The following is a 24,518-nucleotide window of genomic DNA, read 5'->3' as shown; positions in this document are numbered from 1 at the left end:
ATTTATTTTAAAATAAATAAAGAAAAAAACCCTGATTTCCATGCAGACTTTATTAATTTTGATGAGACAAAGATAACTTCACAATCAGATGGGTATTCATATAAGAAGATGCTTTGCGTTTGTTTTGATTTGGCAGTATTAATGGCATATTCTAATACTTCTTTTTATAAATTTGTCTATCATGATGGTACATTTGAATCTATGTCAAACAGTAGGAAAATAAAATATTTAGATGCAGTGAGAAATGTGTGTAATAAATATGATATTCAATATATATTTACAACATTAACAGATGATATCCCAACGGATGAAAATAATAAAAAAATCACTCTCTCCGAGGATGAAATAGTACTTACGCTTGATGATTCCCCTGGGGATTCTGGAAGGCTCTTTAGTGTGCGATTCTGAGATTAACTTCAAAAAAATATTAAATAATTTTTGAATGATCTTCTTTGGTTATCAATTTAAGTCAAGTAGAAGCAATCATTTAGTTAGTGATTGCTTCTACTTTTTTTGGGGAATAATAAATGTTTCGCCTATGTTAATGTGAACCGTATCGTAATAATAATAAAACAGAAATTGAATTGTAGTTTTTTGTGTCTATATTTATGATTTCACTCACTCTCCCCCAGCAACTCCCCAACAGAAACCTCCAGCGCCTTCGCAATAGCAACCACCTCATAATCCTGTACGAGTCTATATTGACCTTCCAATCGTGATAAACTGGTCGGACTGATGTCTAGGCCGAAGGTTTGCAACCTGGCGAGAAAATCCTTTTGCTTCATTCGCTTAGCCTTTCGAATAGCTACAACTCTAGTCCCGATGATGTTTTTGTCACCAGGGGGTTCTTTGCGATGCCTCATTTCCGTGTCACCTCACAATTTAACTGAATTGTATGCGAGGTAGGAGTTGTTTTAATGCGGATATCGAATTAAAATAAAATAAACCGATAAACGCACTAAAATATCTGTACATCGTCTACAGACTTAGCTTTGCCAGAAAGGTGAGGATGCAATGCACAATCTGACGCATAAATATGAGGAAGAGAAGCGCAAGCTGAATGAACTCGGGCAGCGATTAATGGAGCAAGGAATTCCGTTGAGCACCAGTGAGGCGCTTCAGGCTCAGAGTCGTAGAGTGGATGAACTTATTAATCAGATGTATCAAGAAAAGAACGGGTATTCAGAGGCTTTGCGTTTAAACTTCTGTCTTGGGGGAGATGTGGTGAGCTTTCCAGCGTGGTTTATACAAACAATTCAAGGTCGATTGAATGAGGTGACTGCACAAATAGAATATCAATCGGAGCCTAGACAAGCTTTTGAAGAAGAGAGCGATGCTTTTCAGGCGTTATTTGACTCCATTGATATTGCTCGTATGCCGGAGTTTGAGGATTGGGAGAATAAACTTCAATTGAAGCAGGCCGTTCTTTATGAACGCTTATATCTTCAGGGACTTAAGGATGGAATGCAGCTTGCACATGCCTTTACTGCTCCTTCTGTTCTCTCGGAATAAAACACAATAAAAAACATAAGCATACTCATACTTGGGCTGTTCACGTGACAGTCCTTTTCTTATGCTCATTTTTGGAAGGGAATCCCTCCCATATTGTCGAATTACCATACATATTGTAAATCCAGATGATAAGAGGTTGGGCTATGTTTAAAGCACTAAGGGCACTCTTCCAAAAATCAGATCCTAAGCCGCCACAGGCTGTACATAAGGTGCAAGTTCCAAAGTCGAAGCCAAAAGTTGCTCCCACACGAATTGGAGAGTTAGGCGAGCATAAAATCAATATTCAGCTTGACCAGCTACCTAAGGAATGTAGATCATCAAGCGATCTGCTGCTTCCTAATCCCAAGTCTAGAACAGGTTACGCCCAGATTGATCATGTTGTTATTTCCCCGTATTGCGTATTTGTTATCGAGACAAAAAACTATAATGGGGAAATTAAAGGTGGACGGACGGATCAGCAATGGTCAGTGAGTAACCGTTACAAGATGTACAATCCGATGAAACAGAACTATGGACATATCAAGGCCATCGAGAGTCTGTTAAAAGATGTGGCCATAGTGAAATACATCTCTATGATTTCATTCACGATGAGATGTAGGTTCAGTATTGATCCAGAGCTTCGGAAGATCCACTCGGACGAACTGATTGTCTATGATGTGGAATTAAGTGAATTTATCACCAGGAAGATGCTCAGTTTGAGAACGGCAGCACCTGAACCTCCTATTTCTACAGCCCAGGCCCAGACCATATATGATTATCTGGTTCAGGCTAATATCACCGATATTGAGATTCGTAAGCTTCATGTAGATAAAATTAAGAACAGGAGCTGATATTAATGCCGATCTACAACAAACTTGTTCGTGACAAAATCCCTGAAATTATCCGAAGCTCCGGTAAGGACCTCAATTGCATAACGTTAGGGGAAGAATCTTATATTTCCGAACTAAAAAGGAAGCTTCAAGAAGAGGTAGAAGAGTATACCCGAGCCGCTGATGATACAGAGGGGGTGGAAGAGCTGGCCGATATTCTTGAAGTGGTCTATGCTCTTGCTCTAATGCATAAAGTCCTTCCAGAAGATGTAGAGAAGGTGCGTGCTAAGAAAGCCGAGGAACGCGGAGGATTTAAAGATCGCATTTTTCTGATTGAAGTAACGGAGTAATCAAGTTTTAAGTAATTACTGTACTCATTTATTCCTATTGGGGGATCAACATGCCATTACCAGAATCTATTACTCAAATTTTTAGGAAAAAACAAAAATCATACAAGATGGTGCTCATCTTATCTTTAATTGAAGAGCTGAAGACTACCGATCAAGAGAGAGTTTCTTTTGATAAAGTAAAGAACCGATTTCTTAGTTACTATATCCAGCAACAAGATCTTGGGCATAGAGTAGATGAGACACCTTCTCGCTATCACGCCCGATGGAGTGAGATAACGAAAGGGCAGCTGAATTCTATTTTAACGACACCTGTTAAGGTTCTTTCAGAGGTTATATTTGTCGATACAGAAGATAATTCAATTGGTTTTTATCCTGAGGTAAAGAATCAACTCGGGGAGGATGGCCTACGCCAGTTGGAGAAACTAGCAAAAGAAGAGCTTCATATATATAATACTGCAATGCAACAATTCTCTCTAAAAAATCACCTGGATAATATAATGGCTCAGTATGTTCAGGCCAAAAGAGAACCCTTTAAAGATCATTCATTGGGCACTTTATTGAGAAAGACAATTCCTTCTGAGCTAAGGGCTTTGCCTTTCCTGAATGAGGAGCACTATAAGATTCAAGGCTCCATTGGACAAGGGAAATGGGCAGATGTGCCTTGGTTTTCAATATTAGATAAACGTATTACTACGACCACTCAAAGCGGTGAATATGTCGTCTATCTTTTTGCCGAAAATATGAGTGCTGTGTATCTAACACTTGCCCAAGGAGTAACAACTGCACCGAAGGAGAAGAGGAGCAAGGATAAGTATGCCTATCTACGCAATAAAACCCAAGAAATTCGTAAGCTCATTCCTCTCGCAAATATGAATAAGGACGAAAATATTCAGCTCCTGGGCCATGGCCGAGGGAATGATTATCAGGCATCTACTGTTGCTTATATAAAGTATGAACGTGGTACAGTGCCGTCAGATGAGAAATTGGTACAGGATCTGCAGAACGTAATGGAAGATTATCGAATCTATGTTGAAGATCACATACTTAATGAAACGGCAAGCACCTTGGAGGTAGAGCCAGTGACAGCGTATATAGAATCGGTACCTGAGCCAATTGACGACGCCGAAATCCCCTCTATCCTCCACCAAATCCAATCCCACATCCGCCGCCAAGGCTTCTTCTTCCCTGAGCATCTTATTGAGAACTTCTACCTCTCGCTGAAGGCCAAGCCTTTTGTCATTCTGGCGGGAATATCGGGTACGGGGAAGACTCGGCTGGTGAAGTTGTTTGCGGAGGCGCTTGGGGCAACACGGGATAACGGTCAGTTTACCTTGATCCCAGTCCGGCCGGATTGGAGCGATCCTGCGGATCTGCTGGGGTATAAGGACCTTTCGGGGAGGTTCCAACCGGGTCCGATTACGAAGGTGTTCGTGGAGGCGCGGAAGCTGGAGAATCAGCATAAGCCTTATTTTATCTGCCTGGATGAGATGAATTTGGCACGGGTGGAGCATTATTTCAGTGATCTGTTAAGTGTGCTGGAAACACAGGAGTGGCGGGAGGGAAGGATTACAACGCAGGACCTTATCGCTCCAACCTTGCTCGGCACACCTGAGGATCAAGAACAGTATGGCGGTCTTGGCATCCCGGAGAATGTGTTCTTGATCGGGACGGTGAATATGGATGAGACCACGCATCCTTTTAGCAAAAAAGTACTCGACCGCGCAAGCACCTTAGAGTTCAATTACATCAATCTGCAGCAGTATCCGGATTTGAGTGAGCTGGTAGAGGCTAATGAGGGCCCTCATGCTGCCGAGCTGAATCATCTTTTTGTGCGCTCTGATTATTTGCAGCTAGTGGATGCCTATGATGTCAACAAAGAGCTCGTGGTCCGGACGACTGAGAGATTGGTTAAGATCAATGCCTTGCTAGAGGATATTCGTGCTAATGTGGGCTTTCGGGTGCGGGATGCGATTTGCTTCTATATGATTTATAACGATCGGTTTAAGCTGATGAGTGAAGAAGAGGCTTTTGACTGGCAACTGTTGCAAAAGATACTGCCACGCATCCAAGGAAGCCATTCCTCGGTTCGTCGAGTCCTGTTGAACTTGATTAAAGGTGCTATTGGTAGTGGAGCTGGCGTGACGGTTAATATGGATGATCTCATGGAGGATGCTACTCCGCTCTATATGAAATGGGCTGCTGGCCAAACTCCGCCTGCGGCCAAGCATCCGCAAAGTGCTCGTAAATTGGCTTTTATGCTCAGGAGGCTGGAGGAAGATGGATTCACCTCATTCTGGCTCTCTTAATGGGACGGCTGAGTTGTTCCGTGTAGAAACGGAGCTTTTTACGCTTTTTCTCCAAGGAAGGCCTTATCATCCTACGGTACAGACCCTGCAGCTTCATCGTTCTTCTAGTCAGGAGTGGGTGAATGCGCAGCTTGGGATTGATTGCTCCGAACGGCTGGGTAATGTGCAGATTAAGGTCTTTTCACCTGAGAGGGGCGGGATGGTGGAGTGGCTTCCGGGGGAGTCAGTGTTTCCTTGCTTTTATGAGACACAATCGTATGAACTGGTGATCCAGAACAAGAGCTCGGAGAGCCTTTCCTTTTATCATGAGAATGTACTTCTGCGGCAGGCGGTTAAGCCTCTAGGGGACTCTATTCTTGCGGGTGTTCTGAACTTCGGGAATGAGGTTGGGCTGACGGAGTGGGAGGTCCGAAGTAAGGGACAGACTGTACTGCGGGTAGAGATGGAGATTTTCCCCTCGAAGATGGATTACAAGCTGGATTACCAGAACATCCTCAATGAAGTGAATGCGCAGATTTATAATTTGGCTTTTGATTTCCTGCGCCGAACCTACCAACTCACAGGCCTGCGGGAGACGCAGCATCAGAGCCTGACGGAGTTCTTCACCATACTACTGCATGTCTTTAGACAGCTCTTGGATGCCGTCGAGCGGATTAACAAGAATCCTAATTACGCGCTACTCCAGGATCAGAGGCTCATGGATGCCAATCGGGTCAAAAAGGCAGGAAGAGAGAACATACGTGAGCTCACGAAGCATCCCGAACGGTTGAGAGAAGATCCAAGACATGGCTTCATAACCATCGGCAATCGGAGCTACACAGCCACACATTTAATAGAGACACGTAAGCGGCTCGCCTATGATACGAATGAGAACCGGTTCATCCGCTGGATGCTGGAACGTATTCATGGGAAGCTGAAGGAGCTCAAGGGTCGCTGGAAGCTGAATAACCGAACCCCAGATCCATTACTGATCAAAAGGTTAGATGCCATGCTCACCCAGCTGGAGCGAGTGCTCCAGATGGATTTCTTGCGTGAGGCTGGGGTGCTGAAGCAGATGTCTGTTACGCTTGTGCTGCAGATGGCCCCTGGATACCGTGAGGTCTATCGCTGCTATCTGATGCTGCTTAAAGGCCTGTCTATCCAAGGCGATCTGCTCCGCTTATCGATGAAGGATGTTGCTCAGCTCTATGAGTATTGGTGCTTCCTCAAGCTGAATCAGCTCCTCGGGCAGAAGTATAAGCTGGTGAAGCAGGATATTATAAAAGTGAATCGGAACGGCATCTTTGTTACGCTAGATCGCACGCAGAGCGCTAAGATGGTCTACGAGAATCCAGTTAATGGGGAGCAGTTCATCTTGTACTATAATACAATTCCCGGCTCGGATAAGACCCCGACACTCAGTCAAAGGCCGGATAATGTACTGACGCTGAAGAAGAAGGATGCGGGCAGAGTCAAAGAGTATAAGTATGTTTTTGATGCCAAATACCGCTTAAATCCGGCTTATGAGGGTACTTCCTATCATGAGAAATATAGACAGCCTGGACCTGAGGAGGAGGACATCAACACGATGCACCGGTATCGGGACGCGATTGTGTACCAGGAAAAAGGCTCAGGAGAATATGAGCGAAGTATGTTTGGCGCGTATGTATTGTTTCCGTATCCAGACGAGGAGCGGTACAAAGCACACCATTTTTACAAAAGCATCGAGCTGCTGAATATTGGCGCCTTGCCGTTCCTGCCGAATTCCACAAGCCTTGTAGAGCAATTCTTGGATGAGATTATTCAGGATAGTCCGGAAAAAGCTTACGAACGCTCCACACGTCCACGGGGGACGAGGGAATACTATGCCAATCAGCTTGCGGGCAAAAATGTGCTGGTCGGTTCGGTTAAAGGCCCTGAACAAGTTGAGGTGGCGCGGCGGTATTCTTTTTACCATGTGCCGTTGAGGAACCTTGCGGATGTTAAGATACTCACTCAAATCGAATACGTGGCAATGTGCCAATCCAGAAAAAAGTTCAATGATCCTGCAAAAACGGGGATTCACTGGGTAGGGAAAGTAGCGGATTGGAAGGTGCTGCGGCGTAAGGAGATCCAGGAAGTCCCTTGTCGCCCGGGTACAGAAGAAGAGCTGTATGTGCGGTTTGCGGTTGAGGAATGGAAACGGTTGGCTGCTCCTATCGTACTTGGAGGACAAGGAATCTATACCGTGCTCTATACCAGCAAGTACATCCTGGACCGGGCTCTGGAGATTGCCGAGCTTCGTTTAGAGACGGAAGAAGATATTCGCGAATGGCGGGAGAAGCGCCGCAAGGGTAGAGTGCAGGTGAAGCTGGATCATGAGCAGTATGTGGATCTGGGAAGGGTTGTGGAGGTAAGGAATATATAGAGGAGTGAAGGATTGGTAATAGTAAACGATATAGAAAACGTAGCGGTACAGAGTTTATCTGTATCGCTTTTTTGGATGTACAACGATGAAGATTTAGTGAGATCTATTACAAATATTCCTATTCTAGGTATACTTAATGGCAGAAGATTAAATATATATTTCAGGAGTCTGATATGAGCAGAGAAGCAGAAAGTGTTACAAAGTATTTCAGAAGTGCTGTGGCAGCCCAGGCGAATACAGGCTTGGATTTTAAAAACGACACCTTTTTTATTATTGAGCCCTCTCAATTGTTGGAGGGAAGAATTCATAGTGGGGTGTGCGAGAAGGTCTTTGTTGAAGCTAATAAGGATTCCAATGATGAGGGTTATAAGTCTAAAAAAACGTCTATTAACGTCATTGCTTGTATTAAAACAGTAAAGACAATATATGAAGCAAGTGCCAAAATACAAGATGATATTGACGAGTTGACAGGACTGTTTTTTGTGCCTGCAAAATTAAACGATAACGGCTACCTTTCATTTGACTCGGATAATAAAAAGCTGCCATGGTTCCCCAGAGAGTACTTGCAACCGATGATAGAACCTAAATTAGCTATCGGTAATGCAAGTGATGTTGATTCTTATATAAGCGACCATGTTGATCAAGTACAGTTGATTAAAACTTGGGGCGATTATCTCTCATTTGTCATTGAGTTTTATGAAAAGATAACGAGTAGTAAATTTAAAGATAGCAGCATTACTAATGAAGAAGAGCGTACTCAGATTGAACTGGAAAAGAATATGTATCTTTTTATTGATAACACAGTTAATGCTACATTTAATATTATGAGGCTGTATAATCACATCCTTGAAGATTCACAGGCTAAGCCCTTATATGACACCTTCATTTCAACATCAGAAGCGATCTCGGAGCCATTGATTCCTAATTCACTGTCTAATATGCATTTGCATGCTGGACAAATGGGTGGAGAGTACCCACTATCTCCTTCTCAGAGAGAAGCCATTAATCATTACAATAATATGAATAACGGTGAAGTGCTGGCTGTCAACGGGCCCCCGGGAACCGGGAAAACCACGCTCTTACAATCTATAGTTGCTGCTACATATGTGAAAAGAGCAATTTCAGAAGAAAAGCCGCCTCTAATTGTAGCAACATCAACCAATAATCAAGCTGTTACGAACATTATTGCCTCCTTTGGCAATATTAATAAATTGTTTGATTCGAGTCTTGAAGAACGTTGGATAGAAGGTGTTCATAGCTTTGCTACTTATTTCCCTTCTGGAATGAAAGTGAAGGAGGCGGCACAAGGCTATCAAATCACCAATAATAAAGGCGAATACTTTTTATCAGATATCGAGACGGAAACGAATATTAATAATTCCAAAGCTAAAATAATAGATCAATGCGGGAAACTGTTTAGTAAAGAATTCAATACAGTGGGGGAGTGTCGCATTGCTCTTCACCACGAGTTATTGTTCTTGGAGGAAAATAAAAAAAATCTACTTGCTCTATGTGAGGAGTCTAAACAATTCCATAATCCTGATTTCCCCATAAATCTGCAGTTAGATAAGCTTAAGGAAAAGATAGATGGTTTCGAAGAGCAAATTCATAGATATCAAGATAGAGTATCTGGGTGGGAAGCGACATATAGTAAAGTGCCTTACTTGGTTAGACTTTTCTCGAAAATAATTAGGAAAAATCTCAAAAGAATTCAAACGGAATTCAGGCTGTTTATGTCCACGGATGAGCTTACATTTCTTAATGAATATATGACTGTTGAAGACATCAAGGAAATATATAGTCTCAAAATTTCTGAACTCCGGAGTTCATCTGTATCCTTACAAAAAGATGCACAATTCATTGAGGACTGGATTAAGAGGTATGACGAACAATTGAAAATACTGAGAGAGCACGGGGTCACCCTTCATGATCACGAATCTGATATGTATAAGATTTCGATGGATACAATCAATGAACTAATTGATAAGAAAATTCGTTACCGTGAGTTTTGGTTGGCAGTTCATTACTTCGAATGTAGGTGGGCAAGCGGCGAAGATGAACTGAGTGACAAGCAAAAAGGCAGAAATTATGAAAATGTACTTTTTAAATTTTATAACAGACTCTCTTTGATTACGCCTTGCTTAGTAATGACATTCTACATGCTTCCCAAGCAATTCATGGCATATAAAGAACAGAAAAATACATTCCTTTACAACTTTATTGATTTGTTAATTGTAGATGAAGCTGGGCAAGTATCACCGGAAATTGCGGCTGGCGCATTCGCACTCGCAAAGAAAGCGGTTGTCGTCGGGGACGTTTATCAGATTGAACCTGTGTGGAGTGTTAACAAATCGTTGGATAAGGCATTGGCCTTGACTAGCAGTTTGATTAAATCCGTTGATGAATACAGTAATTTAGAAGAGCTTGGGTTGACCAGCTTCGGATCAAGTGTAATGAAGGTTGCCTCAAAAAGCTGTAAATATGAAAAATATGATGAGAAGGGTTTGTTTCTATCCGAACATCGGCGTTGTTATAATGAAATAATAGAATATTGCAATAAGCTGGTGTATAGAGGAAACCTCATTCCTATGAGAGGAAGGGGAGGTAACCGTAAGAATCATCGTCTGCAAGCATGGCCTCAAATGGGGTTTCATCAAATTGAAAGCGACAGATCAAAAAAACAAGGAGCCAGTAGGTATAACCATACGGAGGCAGTTGAAATCGCTGAATGGCTGCATCAACATTTTGATACAATCCGTAGTGCATACCCGGAAGATGCGGAGAATAATCTGATTGGAATCATAACGCCGTTTAAATCTCAAGTTGGATATATAAAAGCAGCATTAAAGAAAAAAATGCCTCAATTATGGAGAAAAATAGGTGTGGGCACTGTACATACATTTCAGGGTGCTGAACGGAATATAATCATACTTTCAACAGTGTATGGTGTGAATGATGGGTGCTACTTTATTGATGCAAATAAGAGCCTCATGAACGTAGCTGTATCGCGGGCCAAAGATCATTTCTTTGTATTTGGGGATACTCGTTGCTTGAAAAATAACCAAAGTAGCGCTAGCGGACTGCTTAAATCAGTTATGCAGGGAACGGTAAATGAAATATGAAAAAAGAAGAAAGTGAGTATATGATTGTGTTTTACGTTGTAAAACATTGTCACCATGGTATAATGAACTCAGAAACAGCGTACAATGGCAAAGAGAGCCGTGCTGGACACACGACTCTCCGTGCAATAGCCGCTTTTAAGGGCGGAGGCTTTAAATAGGTAAACCAGTCAAAGAATAGACCGCTACCCTTGAGAAGGGCGGTCTATTTCTTTTTGAGGTAATTTAGCAGCGCGATAATGAACATGCCGAACATGAACATCAGTGACAATGCTTGATAAACCTCCATTGGCATCACCTCCCTTCCGGGAGATTAGCCGACCGCCCATATAAGCCTTCTATTGCTTCTGCGATTATACCATGAATGGAAAAATTTGAATATACGAACGGAATCCTTCAAAAAAGCTCAAATACAGGCCCTCCACACCTGCCTTTGGGCTTTTTTCTATGCATCCCAAGACTCTCCCCTGGAAATGTATTCTTCTGTCGTAATACTTTCGCCATGTTCGTTGCGCTGGATATCAGCGATGATAGAGCCTGTAAGATAACGCCGAGCGCGTTCATCATACATTCGGTTCTTATCCGGGCGGGCGTAACGAGGCGGGGATCTCAGGTGATCCCGCAGTGCCGGCATGTATGTTACGGTATCCTGTACGGTTCGTTTCGGTAAGAGTCACCTTTTGGGGTTCGATTCCCCAATCGCCTTGGGAGCGATTCTGGTAGAGTACTCGATTCCATCGAGCTACAAATTTGAGCGTATTCTGAGCTAAGGAAACCAATGGACAGAATCTCTGGCGGCTGGTATAGCGCACTGTGGTAGGGCTTTGCAATCCGTGGATACCGGCAGCAGGGCAGCAGGGGAGGCTACGGCAAGGACAGAAGGGAACGAAGGTTGGCTGAAGGTTGGGTTAGCCGCGGACCCCTAATGTCCTCCCGGACCTCCCGGCAGGCGTCTGTCTCAAACGTGATTCCGCCTGATCTGCAGCGGGATTCTGTCATCCATTGGCCAATCATGAAAGGGGTGCAAATATGTTGAAGCAAATCACGATTCAAGCGGACCAGCGCGGTCTGCTCTTTCATAAGGGGAGTTATGTGAAGCGGCTACTACCGGGAACCTACCGCTTCTTATCATGGTCGCAGCATACAGTGGCAGTAATGAATATTGCCAAACCGTTTAGCGTCGAGGGCAAAGACCTACAGCTGTTTTTACAGGATGAAGAGCTCTTGCGGGAGCTTGATATCGTACGCGTACAGGATCATGAGATTGTCTTGCACTATGAGGATGGTCAATTCATGCAGTTGCTGAAGCCGGGTGTGTATGCTTATTGGAACCTCCTGAAAAAGCACACCTTCGTACATACGGATATCAGACAGCCGGAGCTGTCTGCCGGGATCGACCGCTCGATTATCACGAAGCTTACTTCGTACGTGCAGTGCTGTGAAATCGCGAGTTACGAGCAGGGATTCCTGTTCTATGATCATACGCTCAAGCGGGAGCTTACGCCTGGTAAGTATTATTTCTGGAAGGGACCGGTCTCAGTGCTGACGAAGACGGTCGATCTAAGACAGCAGCAGATGGATCTGGTTGGCCAGGAAATGATGACTGAAGATAAGGTCTCGCTGCGTCTGAACTTCGTATGCCAATACAAAATCGTCAATCCGCACCGCGTTCTGGAGATGAAAGCTTTTGACGAGCAGATACACATCCAGCTTCAGCTCCTGCTCCGGGAATATGTCGGGACGCTGAAATTGGACGATCTTCTGAAACGGAAAGAGGATGTTGCAACATTCATTCTATCCCGTATCCAGGAGAAGGAAGAAGAGCTCGGGGTACGTTTCCTCGGGGCGGGGGTGAAGGATGTAATTTTACCGGGGGAAATGAAAGACATCCTAAACACGGTCCTGCTCGCAGAGAAGAAAGCGCAGGCGAACCTGCTTACCCGCCGGGAAGAAACGGCTTCGACGCGCAGCCTGCTGAATACAGCGAAGCTGATGGACGAGAATCAGACCCTGTTCCGTCTGAAGGAGCTGGAATTCCTCGAGAAAATATGCGACAAAATCGGTTCAATCTCTGTAACAGGCGGTGGAGACCTCCTAGAGCGGTTTAGCTCACTTATCAGCAGTAATAAGTAGATCGCTTCCTGGCGGTCTATTTTTTTGTACAGTTAGAGAGAATTAATCTTCGTCAGAGTTCCGGAAAGAAATCTGCCCCCCCCTATACCTTTTCCCTATAACCAGATATCACTTTTAAGTGTTACTTAGTGGATAACCCTCCATGCTAGAATCAATGCATTAGAGCAAGAGATGTATTCGATGGAGGAGGAGTATTCATGTGCAATAGATTTCAAATCGTAGGCAGCCTGCTGCGTCCGGCGGATTTATTAGAATATAAAGGGCAGATCGAACACCGGGATGATATCCGGTATCCTTTTTACCAGGACTTTCAGGGGTATGAACAGTGTGAGGCTGAGGCGATTCAGGCTGTAGTTGAACAAGAAAGTGAGAATGGCCTGACCATACTTACGGATGGCGAATATTCCAAATCGATGTGGCATCTGGACTTTGTCTGGGGCTTCCAGGGGATTGACCGCTACATTGCGGATCATGGATATTTCTTCAGAGATACAGATGGAACTTCCAAATATGAGACGAGAAAAGATATTGGTCTGCGCATTACAGGTGAATTGGGTGGAAAGAACCATCACTTCATTCAAGCCTATAAGAAGCTTCAGGCCCTTGCCGGCGACCGGGAGACCAAGTTATGCGTACCTTCGCCGTCCCATATTTATGGTGAATTATCCTGGTCGGATAACATTGGCGGCACAGAAGCTGTGTATAAGGACAGACATGAGCTGAAAGACGGTCTGGTTAAGGCTTATAAGGATTTTGTAGGGGAATTCGCTGCTGCCGGAGGACGTATTCTGCAATTCGACGATTGCTTATGGGAGCTATTTGCCGATGATAACCCGAACTCTCCATATACCGGCGAGAATATTAATCAAGCGGAAGTACAGGCGCTGGCTGCAGCATTTATTGACATTAACAATACCGTCATTGATTACGGTCATAGCTTAGGCCTCCTAATGTGGACGCATAACTGCCGGGGCAACTATGATTCCCGTAATATGGGCGGCGGCTCCTATGCCAAGATTGCGAATCTGTTCCTGAAGCAGCTGAAGTACGACCGCTTTTTCCTGGAATGGGATGATGACCGTGCAGGCTCCCTTGAGGCGCTTGCAGTGTTCAAGGATAAGCCGGAGACGGAGATTGTACTCGGACTATTGTCTTCCAAGACCAGGACGCTTGACGATGAAGCACGTGTAGTTCAAATGCTGGATGAAGCATCGAAAATTATTGATAAGGACCGGTTATTACTGTCTCATCAATGCGGGTTTGCCTCCTGCGATGGCGGCAATGAATTAACGGAAGATGAGCAGTGGGCGAAGATTAGACAAGGACAAGAGATTGCCCGGCAATATTGGGGTAAGCTGTTGTAATTATCGCAGACAAGAGACACGAACCCATTCGTGTCTTTTTTTTGCGCCATAAATATGTAACAATCAGAAGTCATAAAATCATCACTCTCCCAAGCGAACGTTTGTGCTACAATTTCTTTTGTGAATATATGGAAGGGGGTTGCGGGAGTTGATGACTACAAGGCAATGGGTCACCAAATTTATACTGATGCATAAATGGGTATTCTTATTTGGGTTTGTGATCACCACATTAATGACGATGGTCAATCTGATGTACCCGTTCCTGGGCGGGAAGCTGATTAATGTAGCTTTTTATGATAAAGACATGAGCGCCTTTATGAATCTGTGCCTGATCTATGTGGGGATCCTCTTGTTCAATCAGTTTGTGGTTGCGACGTTAAATAATCTCATTTCCTCGCAGATGATGACGGGGTTTGTATTTGATATCCGCCGGGCTCTGTTCAACAAGATCTTACATAAGAAGGGGAAGGACCTCTCCGGGATGTACAGCGGGGATATGATTAGCCGGATGAACCACGACGCCACGGATGTTATGAATCTCGTCTTCTGGAGCGGACTGTGGGGGTATTCCAACTTTCTGCATATCCTGTTCGCTGTCGGTTTCATGTTTTACTACAATATATTTCTGGGGGCTTTTACGGTCGTTCTGGTTCCCGCTGTGTTCTTCGCCTCCAAATATTTCAAGACCCGGGCGCAAAAGGTCAACAAGGATATTGCAGCCGAACAGGGCAAGCTATCCTCTTATTTATTTGAGATCGTGAAGAACCTGCAGGAGATCCGAATCCTTAATGCAGGCCGGAAAGTAACCAGCACCTATTTAAGAAAAACAACCTCGATCCATAAAATGAACGTGGACAACGGAAAAATCGAAGTGACGACAGAGCGGGTGAATTCGTTCATCACGCTGATCGCACAGTTGCTGATATTTACGATCTGTGCTTATTTCATTGCAAAAGGCCAAATGCAGCTTGGCGTTTTTGTAGCCGCCGTAAGCTATTTCACTATGGCTGTGAACTATTTCAGCTCGATCAACAGCAAAATTGCCGATGTCTGGGGGCAGTCGGTCTCCTTGCAGCGTGTCGTGGATATTCTGAATGAAGAGGAAGAGGATTACCGGGAGAACCAGCCTCCGAAGACCATCCAAGAGGGCAGGATTGAATTTAACAATGTCACCTTTGGATACACCGGAGACAGAACGGTTCTGAATGGATTCAATCTCCGTATTGAGGCAGGAAGCACGATTGGCATTATCGGAAGGAGCGGCGCGGGTAAAACAACGATGGGGAACCTGCTCTACAACCTGTACAACGTGGACAGCGGCGAGCTTCTGATCGACGGAACGAATGTTAAGGAGTATAACCTGCATAGCCTGCGGAGCCAGGTGGGGATTGTCCATCAGGAGACGATCCTCTATGATCAGACCCTGCGCTACAATCTTTCCTTCACAAACTGCAAGGATAAGGATGACGCTTTGATGGAGGCCATTAAGAAAGCAGCCCTGTATGAGGTTATCCAAGCCCTTCCTGACGGACTGGACACGCTGCTTGGGACGGGCGGGCAGGAATTATCCGGCGGGCAGAAGCAGCGGCTGGCTATCGCGAGAATATTGGTCAAGAATCCTAAGATTCTGGTCTTCGACGAAGCCACCTCGTCCCTCGACAGCCGGAACGAAGTGCTGATCCGGAGCATGCTTGGTGAACTGTCGAAGGAACGGACGCTGATTATCATCGCCCACCGTTTTTCCACAATTAAGAGCTGTGATAAAATCGCGGTGTTAGCAGACGGCATTGTCGAAGGCTACGATACCCACGACGTACTGATTACAAGCAACAAAACGTATATAGACTTATTCAGCAAACAGTTTGCAGGAGGTGAAGCGGTATGACACGAATAGAAACCTTCAAGGCCTTAACCCGGGATATAGACGGTATTCACAAGCCGCTCCTTGCGCTTGGCCTGTTCAAGCTGTGGAGCTTAATATTCGGGCTTATCCCTTTGTTCTTGTATTCGTTTTTGGTTAACCATGTCCTCGTGGATCAGAAGTTACATGAGCTTTGGCCTGTCATCGCAGGGTTCCTGGCTGTTTTCCTACTTACGACCATCGGGATTGCCGCCGCCAAGCGGTTCTCCAACCAGTTAATCCTGAAATTCGACCTGCGAATCAAGAACAAATTGCTGAAGAAGTATATAAGTCTTGATAGTGAGGTGTACAGCAATTATAGCATTGGCGACGTCAAAAGCCGGATTGAGAACGATTCTGCGGTTGCCGGGAAGTTTTTTACGACCCATGTATTGGACTTTATCTACGCTGTCGTTTACGCTATTGCGCTTGCCGTGATTTTGCTGTGCTACGACTGGCGGATTGTGCTCCTCAGTTTTATTTTTGTTCCGGTTTCTTTGGTTACGGTTAATTTTTTGGGAGGGAAAGCGAAGAGAACCGGTGAGGAGCTCTGGAAGCTGCAAATCCAATATGAAAGCTTTTTACATGCCAATTTTCAAAACTGGAAGGATATCAAGACCAACAATCTGGAAGACGCGCAACTCGCTGAATTAAACGGGCACTACAAGAAGATCAGGCCTATTTGGTTTCTGAACCAGCTCTATATGCATCTGGGGATCACCTACTCGTTCTTCACCAAAAACTTCATTACCCAGCTGTTTATCTACTTCATTGGCGGAGCATTTGTTATTAAGGGCTACTCGGAGGTTGGTGTGCTGCTTGTATTTATCAACTTTTACGGGCAGTTCTTCGGGTTCATCGAGAACATCAGCAATGCCATGATGAATTATAAGAGTGATTCGGTGAATATCGAGAAAGTGATCGGGATCTTAAATGTAGAAACAGACAAGAGGCCTTATAAGAAAATCGCCGGAACCGGATTAACCGTTGATAATCTGAGATTTACGTATGAGGGAAACGATTCATTTGCGCTTGACGGGATTTCGTTCTCGGTGAGTAAGGGCGAGCATCTGGCCATCGTGGGACAAAGCGGCAGCGGCAAGTCTACCCTCGCGAAGCTGCTGACCGGGCAGATCAAACCGCAAGCGGGTGCTATACAGATTGGCGGTGTTGATATCCATACAGTGAGCGGCGAGAGTGTTTCGGGCAAAGTGAGTATAGTCGTGCAGGAACCTGTTCTTTTCAATATGACAATCCGAGAGAACTTATTGCTGGCAAAGGCCGGCGCAACCGACGCGGAATTGATCGGGTGCTGCCGCAGAGCGCGTATTTATGACTTCATTGAAACATTGCAGGATCACCTCGATACCATCATCGGAGAAAAGGGTGTAAAGCTATCGGGGGGCCAGAGGCAGCGTTTATCGATTGCCCGGGCTTTTTTACAGGACAGGGACATCATTATTTTTGACGAAAGTACAAGCGCCCTTGATAATGAAAATGAGAGTGACATCATTACAGAACTGAAGAGTCTCTCCTCTGGGAAAACCATGATTTCGATTGCTCACCGTTTATCGACTATTGTGGACTGCGACAAGGTAATGGTGCTAAAGGACGGCAGGGTGGCAGCTTTCGATACGCATGACAACCTGCGTAACAGAAACGAACCGTATGATCTGCTGTTCCAGAGCCAGTATATGACGGGGTGAACTGAAGTATAATTACGATGGTTCCTATTCAATATAATCGTTATACAAATTGAGGGGGTTTCATGATGACCAATGAAAGAAGAGAATTGTCAACAGAACAACGTGAAGAACTGCTCGGAGCATTGGAAGCCCGTTTTGAGAAACACATGAACCGCCATCCAGGTTTGGAATGGGCTAAAGTGCAAGCAAAGCTGGAAGCGAATCCTGAAAAATGGTGGTCACTCCATGAAATGGAAACAACCGGTGGTGAACCGGATGTGGTTAGGTATGATGAAGAGACGGATGAATACATTTTTTATGACTGCTCAGCAGAAAGCCCTAAAGGCCGCAGAAGTGTATGTTATGACCATAAAGCGCTGGAGTCAAGGAAAGAACATAAGCCGAAAAACAGCGCTATGAATATGGTGGCCGCCATGGGCGTTGAGCTGTTAACAGAAGAACAATACCGGGAGCTGCAGAAGCTTGGGAATTTCGATATGAAAACATCAAGCTGGGTGAAAACACCTTCTGAGATTAGACAACTTGGTGGTGCTATCTTTGCTGATTACCGTTATGGCAATGTCTTCGTGTATCATAACGGTGCGGATTCTTACTATGGTGCTAGGGGATTCCGTGGCTCGCTCAGGGTCTGAATTTTGCACAGACTTGGACAAATATGCGCATTGATTATCAAGAAAATAACAAATGATTATTATATCATTTTACTTATATGAGAATAGGAGTGGTGCCGCAATGAACTTAGAAGCCGTGTTTGGGCAGTTTCCGATCCTGCAGTCAGATGATATCGTATTGAAAAAGATTGAGGATGATCATCTCGACGAAGTTTTTGAAATCTATAACAATGACCGTGTGTTTGAATACTGCGGCATCATCCCGAAACACAATAAAGATACTGTGAAGAACATGATAGGGCATTTCGAGAGAGACTATCATAAAAAATCAAGGGTCAAGTGGGGAATCTTCTACCATTCTGAGCCCGGCCGGTTGATGGGTATTATTGAAGCTCAAGACTTTAATCAAAAGGTAAACGTGGTGACGATTGGCTACTTTTTGGCGGAATCGCATTGGGGAAAAGGGATTGCTGCCGGAGCGGTAAACCTGTTGCTCGATTTCTTGTTCAGGGACGTTAACGTCAACAGAATTCAGGCTGAAGTCATGCCTCGAAATGAGAATTCCAAGAAGGTCCTATTGAAGAACGGCTTCATCAAAGAAGGAACGTTAAGACAAGCCACCTTATGGTCAGGTAAAGGGATTATTGATATAGAAATGTACAGTATTCTAAGAGAAGACTATGTAAAATGAGCCGGAACGGGATTAGTGGTTGTCCATTTGCTTCAAGGAAAAGTAGGGTTCTTATTTATATAAGAAGAGAGAATGGAAGGGGAGAAGTATTGCCCCTTCTTTTTGTTTTTACCATACGTAACGGATGAGACTATAGGGTTAATGAGATTAAAAAGTAAAGAGGTTAATTAGTCGGAAATTTCAATATTAGCAGAAGATTTTTTTGAATATAGTACCGCATTTTAAAGGGATTTGTTATTATTTGTCGAACTTTATCTTTGTCAATTAAATCGCTCACACAGGAAGAATCTTTTTAAAGATAAACCTGAGGAATAGCTACAGAGTAAGCTGCTATGCACCACATCAAATCGAGAAGAGGAGGAACAGCATGAAGAAACAGTTGTTATGGAAGAGATCCTTAGTTTTAATTCTCGCACTCTTACTGGTATTTCCGAATTTGAATATGGTCCGGGCGCAGGCTTCGGGGGGCAACCTGACCGTTGAATCGGCGGTAGCAGGGAATCTGGACGGAAATTTAAACAGCGTGATCTATGCTAATGGGAAGTATACGGCAGTAGGTGAAGGCGGGAAAATTATTCAATCGGCAGATGGGATGAACTGGGCCCTAATCACTGTCCCGTTCTCTAATGCCAAAATTTCATGGCGGAGCATTGCCTTCACTTCAAGTACTTATGTGGTGACGGGTGTAGATTATACAAACTCCAGTGCAAAAGCCAAGTTGATGGTTTCCACGGACGGAGGCGCAACATGGACGGACAAGTCCACAGCTGTAACTGCTGATGTCTTACAAAGTGTGCGCTACCTCAACGGGGCATTTTATGCTGTTGGCGGAAGATGGAGTACCAGCAATAGTGCCTTTGTCCGGGCGGAGGACTTGGGAGTGGTCTATTCTTCTGCAGATGGGCAGAACTGGAGCCAATGGAGTACAACGGCTTGTTTCTGGCCTAGTGGATCGACCACCAGCACCCCATTTTATTTGACAGACATCTCCTACTTTAATGGAAAATATGTCGTCACCGGAAATGTATTTGCCGGATATGCATACTCGGCTAATGGAGCAAGCTGGACAACTAAATTCTTAAGTGGCTTGAGTAATTCATACGGATTGGATTCATTATCTGTGTACAACAGTAAGCTCTATGTATCACATAGCTGGAATGAAGGTTTCGCCAGCAGTGATGGAATGACGTTTACCGCAGATTCATCCTACAATAGAACGCTTGGTGTTGTGCAGGTAGGGTCACAGCTGTATCGTTTTGGCCGGGCAGGAGAGATGTATAGTTCGGCAAACGGCGGAGCGGCGTGGACAGCAGTGAATTCCGTAACGAACCATACGATACGTTCGGCTGCCTCGAACGGTACAGGAATGGTACTGATCACTACGTCATCCCCAAGTCTTGTCGTTACTCCCGATAGAGTAACTTGGAAAAGACTCAGTGGTAATTTGCAGGGGATTGCGTATAACGGAAGCACATGGGGGGTTGCCGGAAGCATAAGTCCTAATGATAGTGCGGAGCTTCCAGATGGGTTCATCTTGTCCTCTTCAGGCGGATGGGATCAGCTGAGTACAGCCGATACTCTGCTGCCTGCACAGGGTCTTTCAAAAATTGCATATGGGAACAATCTTTTCGTTGCGGCAGGGAAGAGAGTAGGGGTCTCGGCAGATGCACAAACCTGGACAATCTCCGATCTTCCAGCCGGAGCTGCAGGGCCTGTGACCGGGTTAGCCTATGGCTCCAGCGGCTTTGTTGCTGTAACTAAAGGTGATAAAATCCTCACATCCGCTGATGGAACCTCATGGACTGTAGGCGCAACCTATAGCGGGGCAACATTTTATAACGTGAAGTATGTGAACGGGGTATATGTAGCCTTTGGTACTGGAGGCGTATGGAGCTCCGTGAATGGTACGAGTTGGAGTTCTCTTGATTCGTTAGTTAATGACTATCAGCAATCCAGCGAATATTATTCCATCTATGATGTAACTTATGCAAATGGAAAATACATGGTTGTGGTTACGAATGGCAATGATGGATTTCCTCATGTTTTGGAGACCACAGGAGCGTTAAGCGGTGCCTCGGTCTGGACAGACCATGTTATTGACGGAAGCTCAAATTGGACTGAACTGTACTCCATAGATTATGGCAACGGAATGTATGTTGCTGTTGGAACGATGTACGACAATCAGAATATTCAACATCATGTTGCGTACTCTTCCAATGATCTACAGACATGGAACAAGTATGATGAGCAAGCCCTGGGAGTAAGCGGAAGCGGATTAAGCCAGGTTCTCTATCAAAATAATAAATTCTATATTGTTGGTAACGGGAATACAAAAATTGTGCTCGGAAGTGGGGGGATAGCGGAAACCACCCCGGCGGCAGTGATCGACTACACCGCCGAACAGTTAACCGGCCTGACGGCAAGCGGCTCCTACACCGTGAACGGTAATGCGGTTACGGCAGACGCCAACGGCAAGCTGGCGATCGACAGCAGCTGGCTGGGAACGCCGCTGAGCATCGTGAAGAAGGGTAACGGCTCGACGACTACAGACAGCACAGCGCAGACGCTGAATGTTCCTTCGCGTCCGGCGGCACCAAGCAGTGTCGGCAAGACGAATGAAACAGCAGTGAATGCGAACGACGGCTCACTCACGAATGTGAGCACTGCAATGGAGTACAAGAAGGGCTCCGCAGGGACTTGGTCAGACGTAACGGGTACAAGCGTAACCGGACTTGCACCGGACATGTACTACATCCGGACAAAATCAACGCCAACAACATTCGCTTCAGCTCCCGTACAAGTGACGGTCGGCGCGTACATGGCCACGCCGGAAACGACCCCGGCGGCAGTGATCGACTACACCGCCGAGCAGCTGACCGGCCTGACGGCAAACGGTTCCTACACCGTGAATGGTAATGCAGTCACGGCAGACGCCAGCGGCAAGCTGGCGATGGACAGCAGCTGGCTGGGTACGTCGCTGAGCATCGTGAAGAAGGGGAATGGCTCCACGACTACAGACAGCACGGCGCAGACGCTGAATGTTCCGTCCCGTCCGGCGGCACCAAGCAGTGTCGGCAAGACGAATGAAACAGCAGTGAATGCGAACGACGGCTCGCTCACGAATGTGACCAATGCAATGGAGTACAAGAAAGGCTCCGCAGGGGCTTGGTCAGACGTAACGGGTACAAGCGTAACCGGACTTTCACCGGACACGTACTATATCCGGACAAAATCGACGCCAACAACATTCGCTTCAGCTCCCGTACAAGTGACGGTCGGTGCGTACACGGCCACGCCGGAAACCACCCCGGCGGCAGTGATCGACTACGCCGCCGAGCAGCTAACCGGCCTGACGGCAAGCGGCTCCTACACCGTGAACGGTAATGTAGTCACGGCAGACGCCAGCGGCAAGCTGGCGATGGACAGCAGCTGGCTGGGAACGCCGCTGAGCATCGTGAAGAAGGGGAATGGCTCCACGACTACAGACAGCACAGCACAGACGCTGAATGTTCCGTCCCGTTCTGCAGCTCCGGTTGGAGTGACCGTCACAGATATCACGTACGGCGGGGCTAACAACGGTTCCATTCAGAATGTGACACTCCAGATGGAGTACAAGAAAGGCAGCGCAGGCTCTTGGACAATAGTGGAGGATGCTGTGATAACCGGCCTTGCCCCTGATACCTACTACATCCGGGTAAAGGCGACGCCAACATCCTTTGCTTCCATTGCTCTTCAAGTTACCGTGCATAACTCCAATGCAGTCATTCCAGCCGCACCTGAAGTCACAGCTGACGATCAGAACAATGCGATTGTAGGTCTCGATACGAGCATGGAATTTGCAGTAGATGATAAATCTTATGTACGGTATGACGGTACTAACCTGCCGGATTTAAGCGGCAATCATATCGTTAAAGTAAGGGTGGCTGCCAGTGGCTCTTTACCGGCAGGACCGGCTACCACACTGACCTTTACGGATAGTGTGCCTGCTCCAGCTGGCGGTCTCAACTTGAGCGCCAGCGATCCAAGCGGCACGGGCAATAACGGTAAAACCCAAATCACAGTCACACCTGCACCTGCAGCTGGGCATAATTTATACTATAAGAACTTTGGCACAGGCAGTGCCGTAGTGCCGAATGTAGGAGACATCCTTGCAGGCTACACGCTTGTGGGAAGTGATGGATTGGTTCCTGCGGCGAATGGTGAAAGAATGGGTATTGCTGAAGTTGATGCGGGTGGCAAGGTAGTGAAGTATGGAAGCGTGATAGCAGTTGTAGTTGCTGAAACGGCGGCTCCTAGCACAGATCCAGGCAACACGAATAGCAATACCGGCGGCACGCCCAGTGGCACTGGGGGGATTACCGAAGTAATAGTCCTTGTTAACGGCAAGCAAGAGAATGCAGGCACAGCGACGACCACAACTACCGGTACCGTAAAAACAACTACTATCGCTGTTGATCCATCCAAACTTCAAGCGAAGCTGGATACGGAAGGCAAAGGGGCAGTAGTTACAATTCCGGTATCACAGGATTCCAACATTTTCGTCGGCGAACTGAATGGTCAGATGATTAAAAACATGGAGAATGTATCGTCAACATTAGTGCTTCAGACGAATAATGCTTCCTACATCTTGCCGGCCAAGGAAATCAACATCGGGGCGATGGCTCAGCAATTCGGTACCGGTGTGAAGCTGGAAGATATCAAGCTGAAGATTACCATTGGTGAGACTTCGACGACCATGAGCCAGGTGATCACAGGGGCAGCAAGCAGAGGTGGTTTTACCCTCATTGCTCCTTCATTGGATTTCACTATCACTGGAACTTACGGCAATTCGACAGTGGAGATCAGCCGGTTTAACGCGTATGTTGAGCGGACAGTAGCACTTCCGGCCGGCATTGACCCGAAACGGATTACAACAGGGATTGTTGTAGACCCTGATGGAACAGTGCGGCATGTACCGACCAAAATCATCCTGAAGGACGGAAAGTATTATGCAGAGATTAACAGCCTGACGAACAGCTCCTATTCGGTGGTCTGGCATCCAATGACCTTTGCTGATGTGGAGAACCATTGGGCTAAGGATGCAGTGAATGATATGGGCTCACGTATGGTAGTTAACGGAGTGAACGAAACAACATTTAATCCGAATTCTGATATTACCCGGGCGGAGTTCGCGGCAATTATCGTACGCGGTCTGGGACTGAAGCTTGGGAAAGGAAAAACGGCATTTGCGGATGTACCTGCGGATGCCTGGTATGCAGGAGCAGTAGAAACAGCTTCTGAGTTCGGTCTGATTACCGGCTTCGAAGACGGAACATTCCGTCCGGATGCCAAAATCACCCGTGAGCAGGCGATGAATATTATTGCCAAAGCGATGAAGCCGACCGGACTTGCTGACCGGACCGGGGCTGCAGATGCTGCGAGCGTACTTGCCAGCTTCAAGGATGCAGGAAGTGTAGGAGACTGGGCTAAGGACAGTCTCGCACTGGCCGTCAAAGCAGGCTTGATCAGCGGCCGCAGCGGTAACAAACTGGAGGCCAAATCCAATGTCACCCGTGCAGAAGTGGCTGTCCTGATTCAACGGCTGCTACAGAAGTCGGATCTTACGAATTAAATTCGGAATAAACAGCAAAA

At 45.8% G+C, this 24,518-nt stretch carries 16 protein-coding genes; 14 read left to right on the top strand and 2 right to left on the bottom strand.

Translation table 11 applies throughout. The annotated features are described in order from the left end of the window. Positions 1–408, top strand: a 408-nt coding sequence (locus tag A3844_RS09090) for a DUF2326 domain-containing protein (RefSeq protein ID WP_167374657.1), incomplete at its 5' end; no start/stop codon positions are given. Between the two features lie 206 nt (positions 409–614). On the opposite strand, the gene A3844_RS09085 is transcribed toward A3844_RS09090, so the two are convergent. Next, positions 615–863 (bottom strand): helix-turn-helix domain-containing protein, encoded by a 249-nt coding sequence (locus A3844_RS09085; protein ID WP_074107234.1) that lies wholly within the window; start codon positions 861–863, stop codon positions 615–617. A gap of 151 nt (positions 864–1,014) precedes the next feature. Here A3844_RS09085 and A3844_RS09080 point away from each other — a divergent pair, with 151 nt between their 5' ends. The 6 genes from A3844_RS09080 to A3844_RS09055 all read left to right on the top strand — a co-directional run bounded on the left by A3844_RS09080 (position 1,015) and on the right by A3844_RS09055 (position 10,485). Beyond that, the gene (locus A3844_RS09080) at positions 1,015–1,512 is read left to right on the top strand and encodes a hypothetical protein (protein WP_074107233.1); all 498 of its coding nucleotides are present in this window, start codon (positions 1,015–1,017) and stop codon (positions 1,510–1,512) included. 143 nt (positions 1,513–1,655) lie between these two features. Further along, positions 1,656–2,342 (top strand): nuclease-related domain-containing protein, encoded by a 687-nt coding sequence (locus tag A3844_RS09075; protein ID WP_074107232.1) that lies wholly within the window; start codon positions 1,656–1,658, stop codon positions 2,340–2,342. 5 nt (positions 2,343–2,347) lie between these two features. Beyond that, the gene (locus A3844_RS09070) at positions 2,348–2,671 is read left to right on the top strand and encodes a nucleoside triphosphate pyrophosphohydrolase (protein ID WP_074107231.1); all 324 of its coding nucleotides are present in this window, start codon (positions 2,348–2,350) and stop codon (positions 2,669–2,671) included. 50 nt (positions 2,672–2,721) lie between these two features. Next, positions 2,722–4,977, top strand: a complete 2,256-nt coding sequence (locus A3844_RS09065) for an MrcB family domain-containing protein (protein ID WP_074107230.1) — start codon at positions 2,722–2,724, stop codon at positions 4,975–4,977. Beyond that, positions 4,949–7,363: a restriction endonuclease-like protein gene (locus A3844_RS09060; RefSeq protein ID WP_074107229.1), complete on the top strand. Its 2,415-nt coding sequence runs from the start codon at positions 4,949–4,951 to the stop codon at positions 7,361–7,363. Before A3844_RS09065 ends, A3844_RS09060 begins: the two co-directional genes overlap by 29 nt. Positions 7,364–7,536: 173 nt before the next feature. Next, the gene (locus tag A3844_RS09055) at positions 7,537–10,485 is read left to right on the top strand and encodes a DEAD/DEAH box helicase (protein WP_074107228.1); all 2,949 of its coding nucleotides are present in this window, start codon (positions 7,537–7,539) and stop codon (positions 10,483–10,485) included. A 202-nt stretch (positions 10,486–10,687) separates the two neighbouring features. Here A3844_RS09055 and A3844_RS33425 read toward each other — a convergent pair whose 3' ends face one another. Then, positions 10,688–10,738 (bottom strand): hypothetical protein, encoded by a 51-nt coding sequence (locus A3844_RS33425; protein ID WP_229521449.1) that lies wholly within the window; start codon positions 10,736–10,738, stop codon positions 10,688–10,690. Between the two features lie 773 nt (positions 10,739–11,511). Here A3844_RS33425 and A3844_RS09045 point away from each other — a divergent pair. The 7 genes from A3844_RS09045 (at position 11,512) to A3844_RS09015 (ending at position 24,498) form a co-directional block, all read left to right on the top strand. After that, positions 11,512–12,615, top strand: a complete 1,104-nt coding sequence (locus A3844_RS09045) for a slipin family protein (protein WP_074102677.1) — start codon at positions 11,512–11,514, stop codon at positions 12,613–12,615. A 197-nt stretch (positions 12,616–12,812) separates the two neighbouring features. Next, the gene (locus A3844_RS09040; RefSeq protein ID WP_074107226.1) at positions 12,813–13,979 is read left to right on the top strand and encodes a cobalamin-independent methionine synthase II family protein; all 1,167 of its coding nucleotides are present in this window, start codon (positions 12,813–12,815) and stop codon (positions 13,977–13,979) included. 151 nt (positions 13,980–14,130) lie between these two features. Next, complete coding sequence (locus A3844_RS09035; RefSeq protein WP_074107225.1) at positions 14,131–15,864, top strand: ABC transporter ATP-binding protein; 1,734 nt, start codon at positions 14,131–14,133, stop codon at positions 15,862–15,864. Next, positions 15,861–17,585, top strand: coding sequence for an ABC transporter ATP-binding protein (locus A3844_RS09030; protein WP_074107224.1), 1,725 nt, complete (start codon positions 15,861–15,863; stop codon positions 17,583–17,585). Before A3844_RS09035 ends, A3844_RS09030 begins: the two co-directional genes overlap by 4 nt. A gap of 65 nt (positions 17,586–17,650) precedes the next feature. Continuing rightward, positions 17,651–18,217 (top strand): DUF4256 domain-containing protein, encoded by a 567-nt coding sequence (locus A3844_RS09025; RefSeq protein ID WP_074107223.1) that lies wholly within the window; start codon positions 17,651–17,653, stop codon positions 18,215–18,217. A gap of 100 nt (positions 18,218–18,317) precedes the next feature. Next, positions 18,318–18,887 (top strand): GNAT family N-acetyltransferase, encoded by a 570-nt coding sequence (locus A3844_RS09020; protein WP_074107222.1) that lies wholly within the window; start codon positions 18,318–18,320, stop codon positions 18,885–18,887. Positions 18,888–19,254: 367 nt separating this feature from the next. Next, positions 19,255–24,498, top strand: coding sequence for an S-layer homology domain-containing protein (locus tag A3844_RS09015; RefSeq protein ID WP_074107221.1), 5,244 nt, complete (start codon positions 19,255–19,257; stop codon positions 24,496–24,498). Positions 24,499–24,518 lie beyond the last annotated feature (20 nt).

It is taken from the genome of Paenibacillus helianthi (genome assembly GCF_001909055.1).
Classification (GTDB): Bacteria; Bacillota; Bacilli; order Paenibacillales; family Paenibacillaceae; genus Paenibacillus_AQ; species Paenibacillus_AQ helianthi.
The sequence above is the reverse complement of the archived record's forward strand: the minus strand, read 5'-3'. Positions and strand labels throughout refer to the sequence as shown.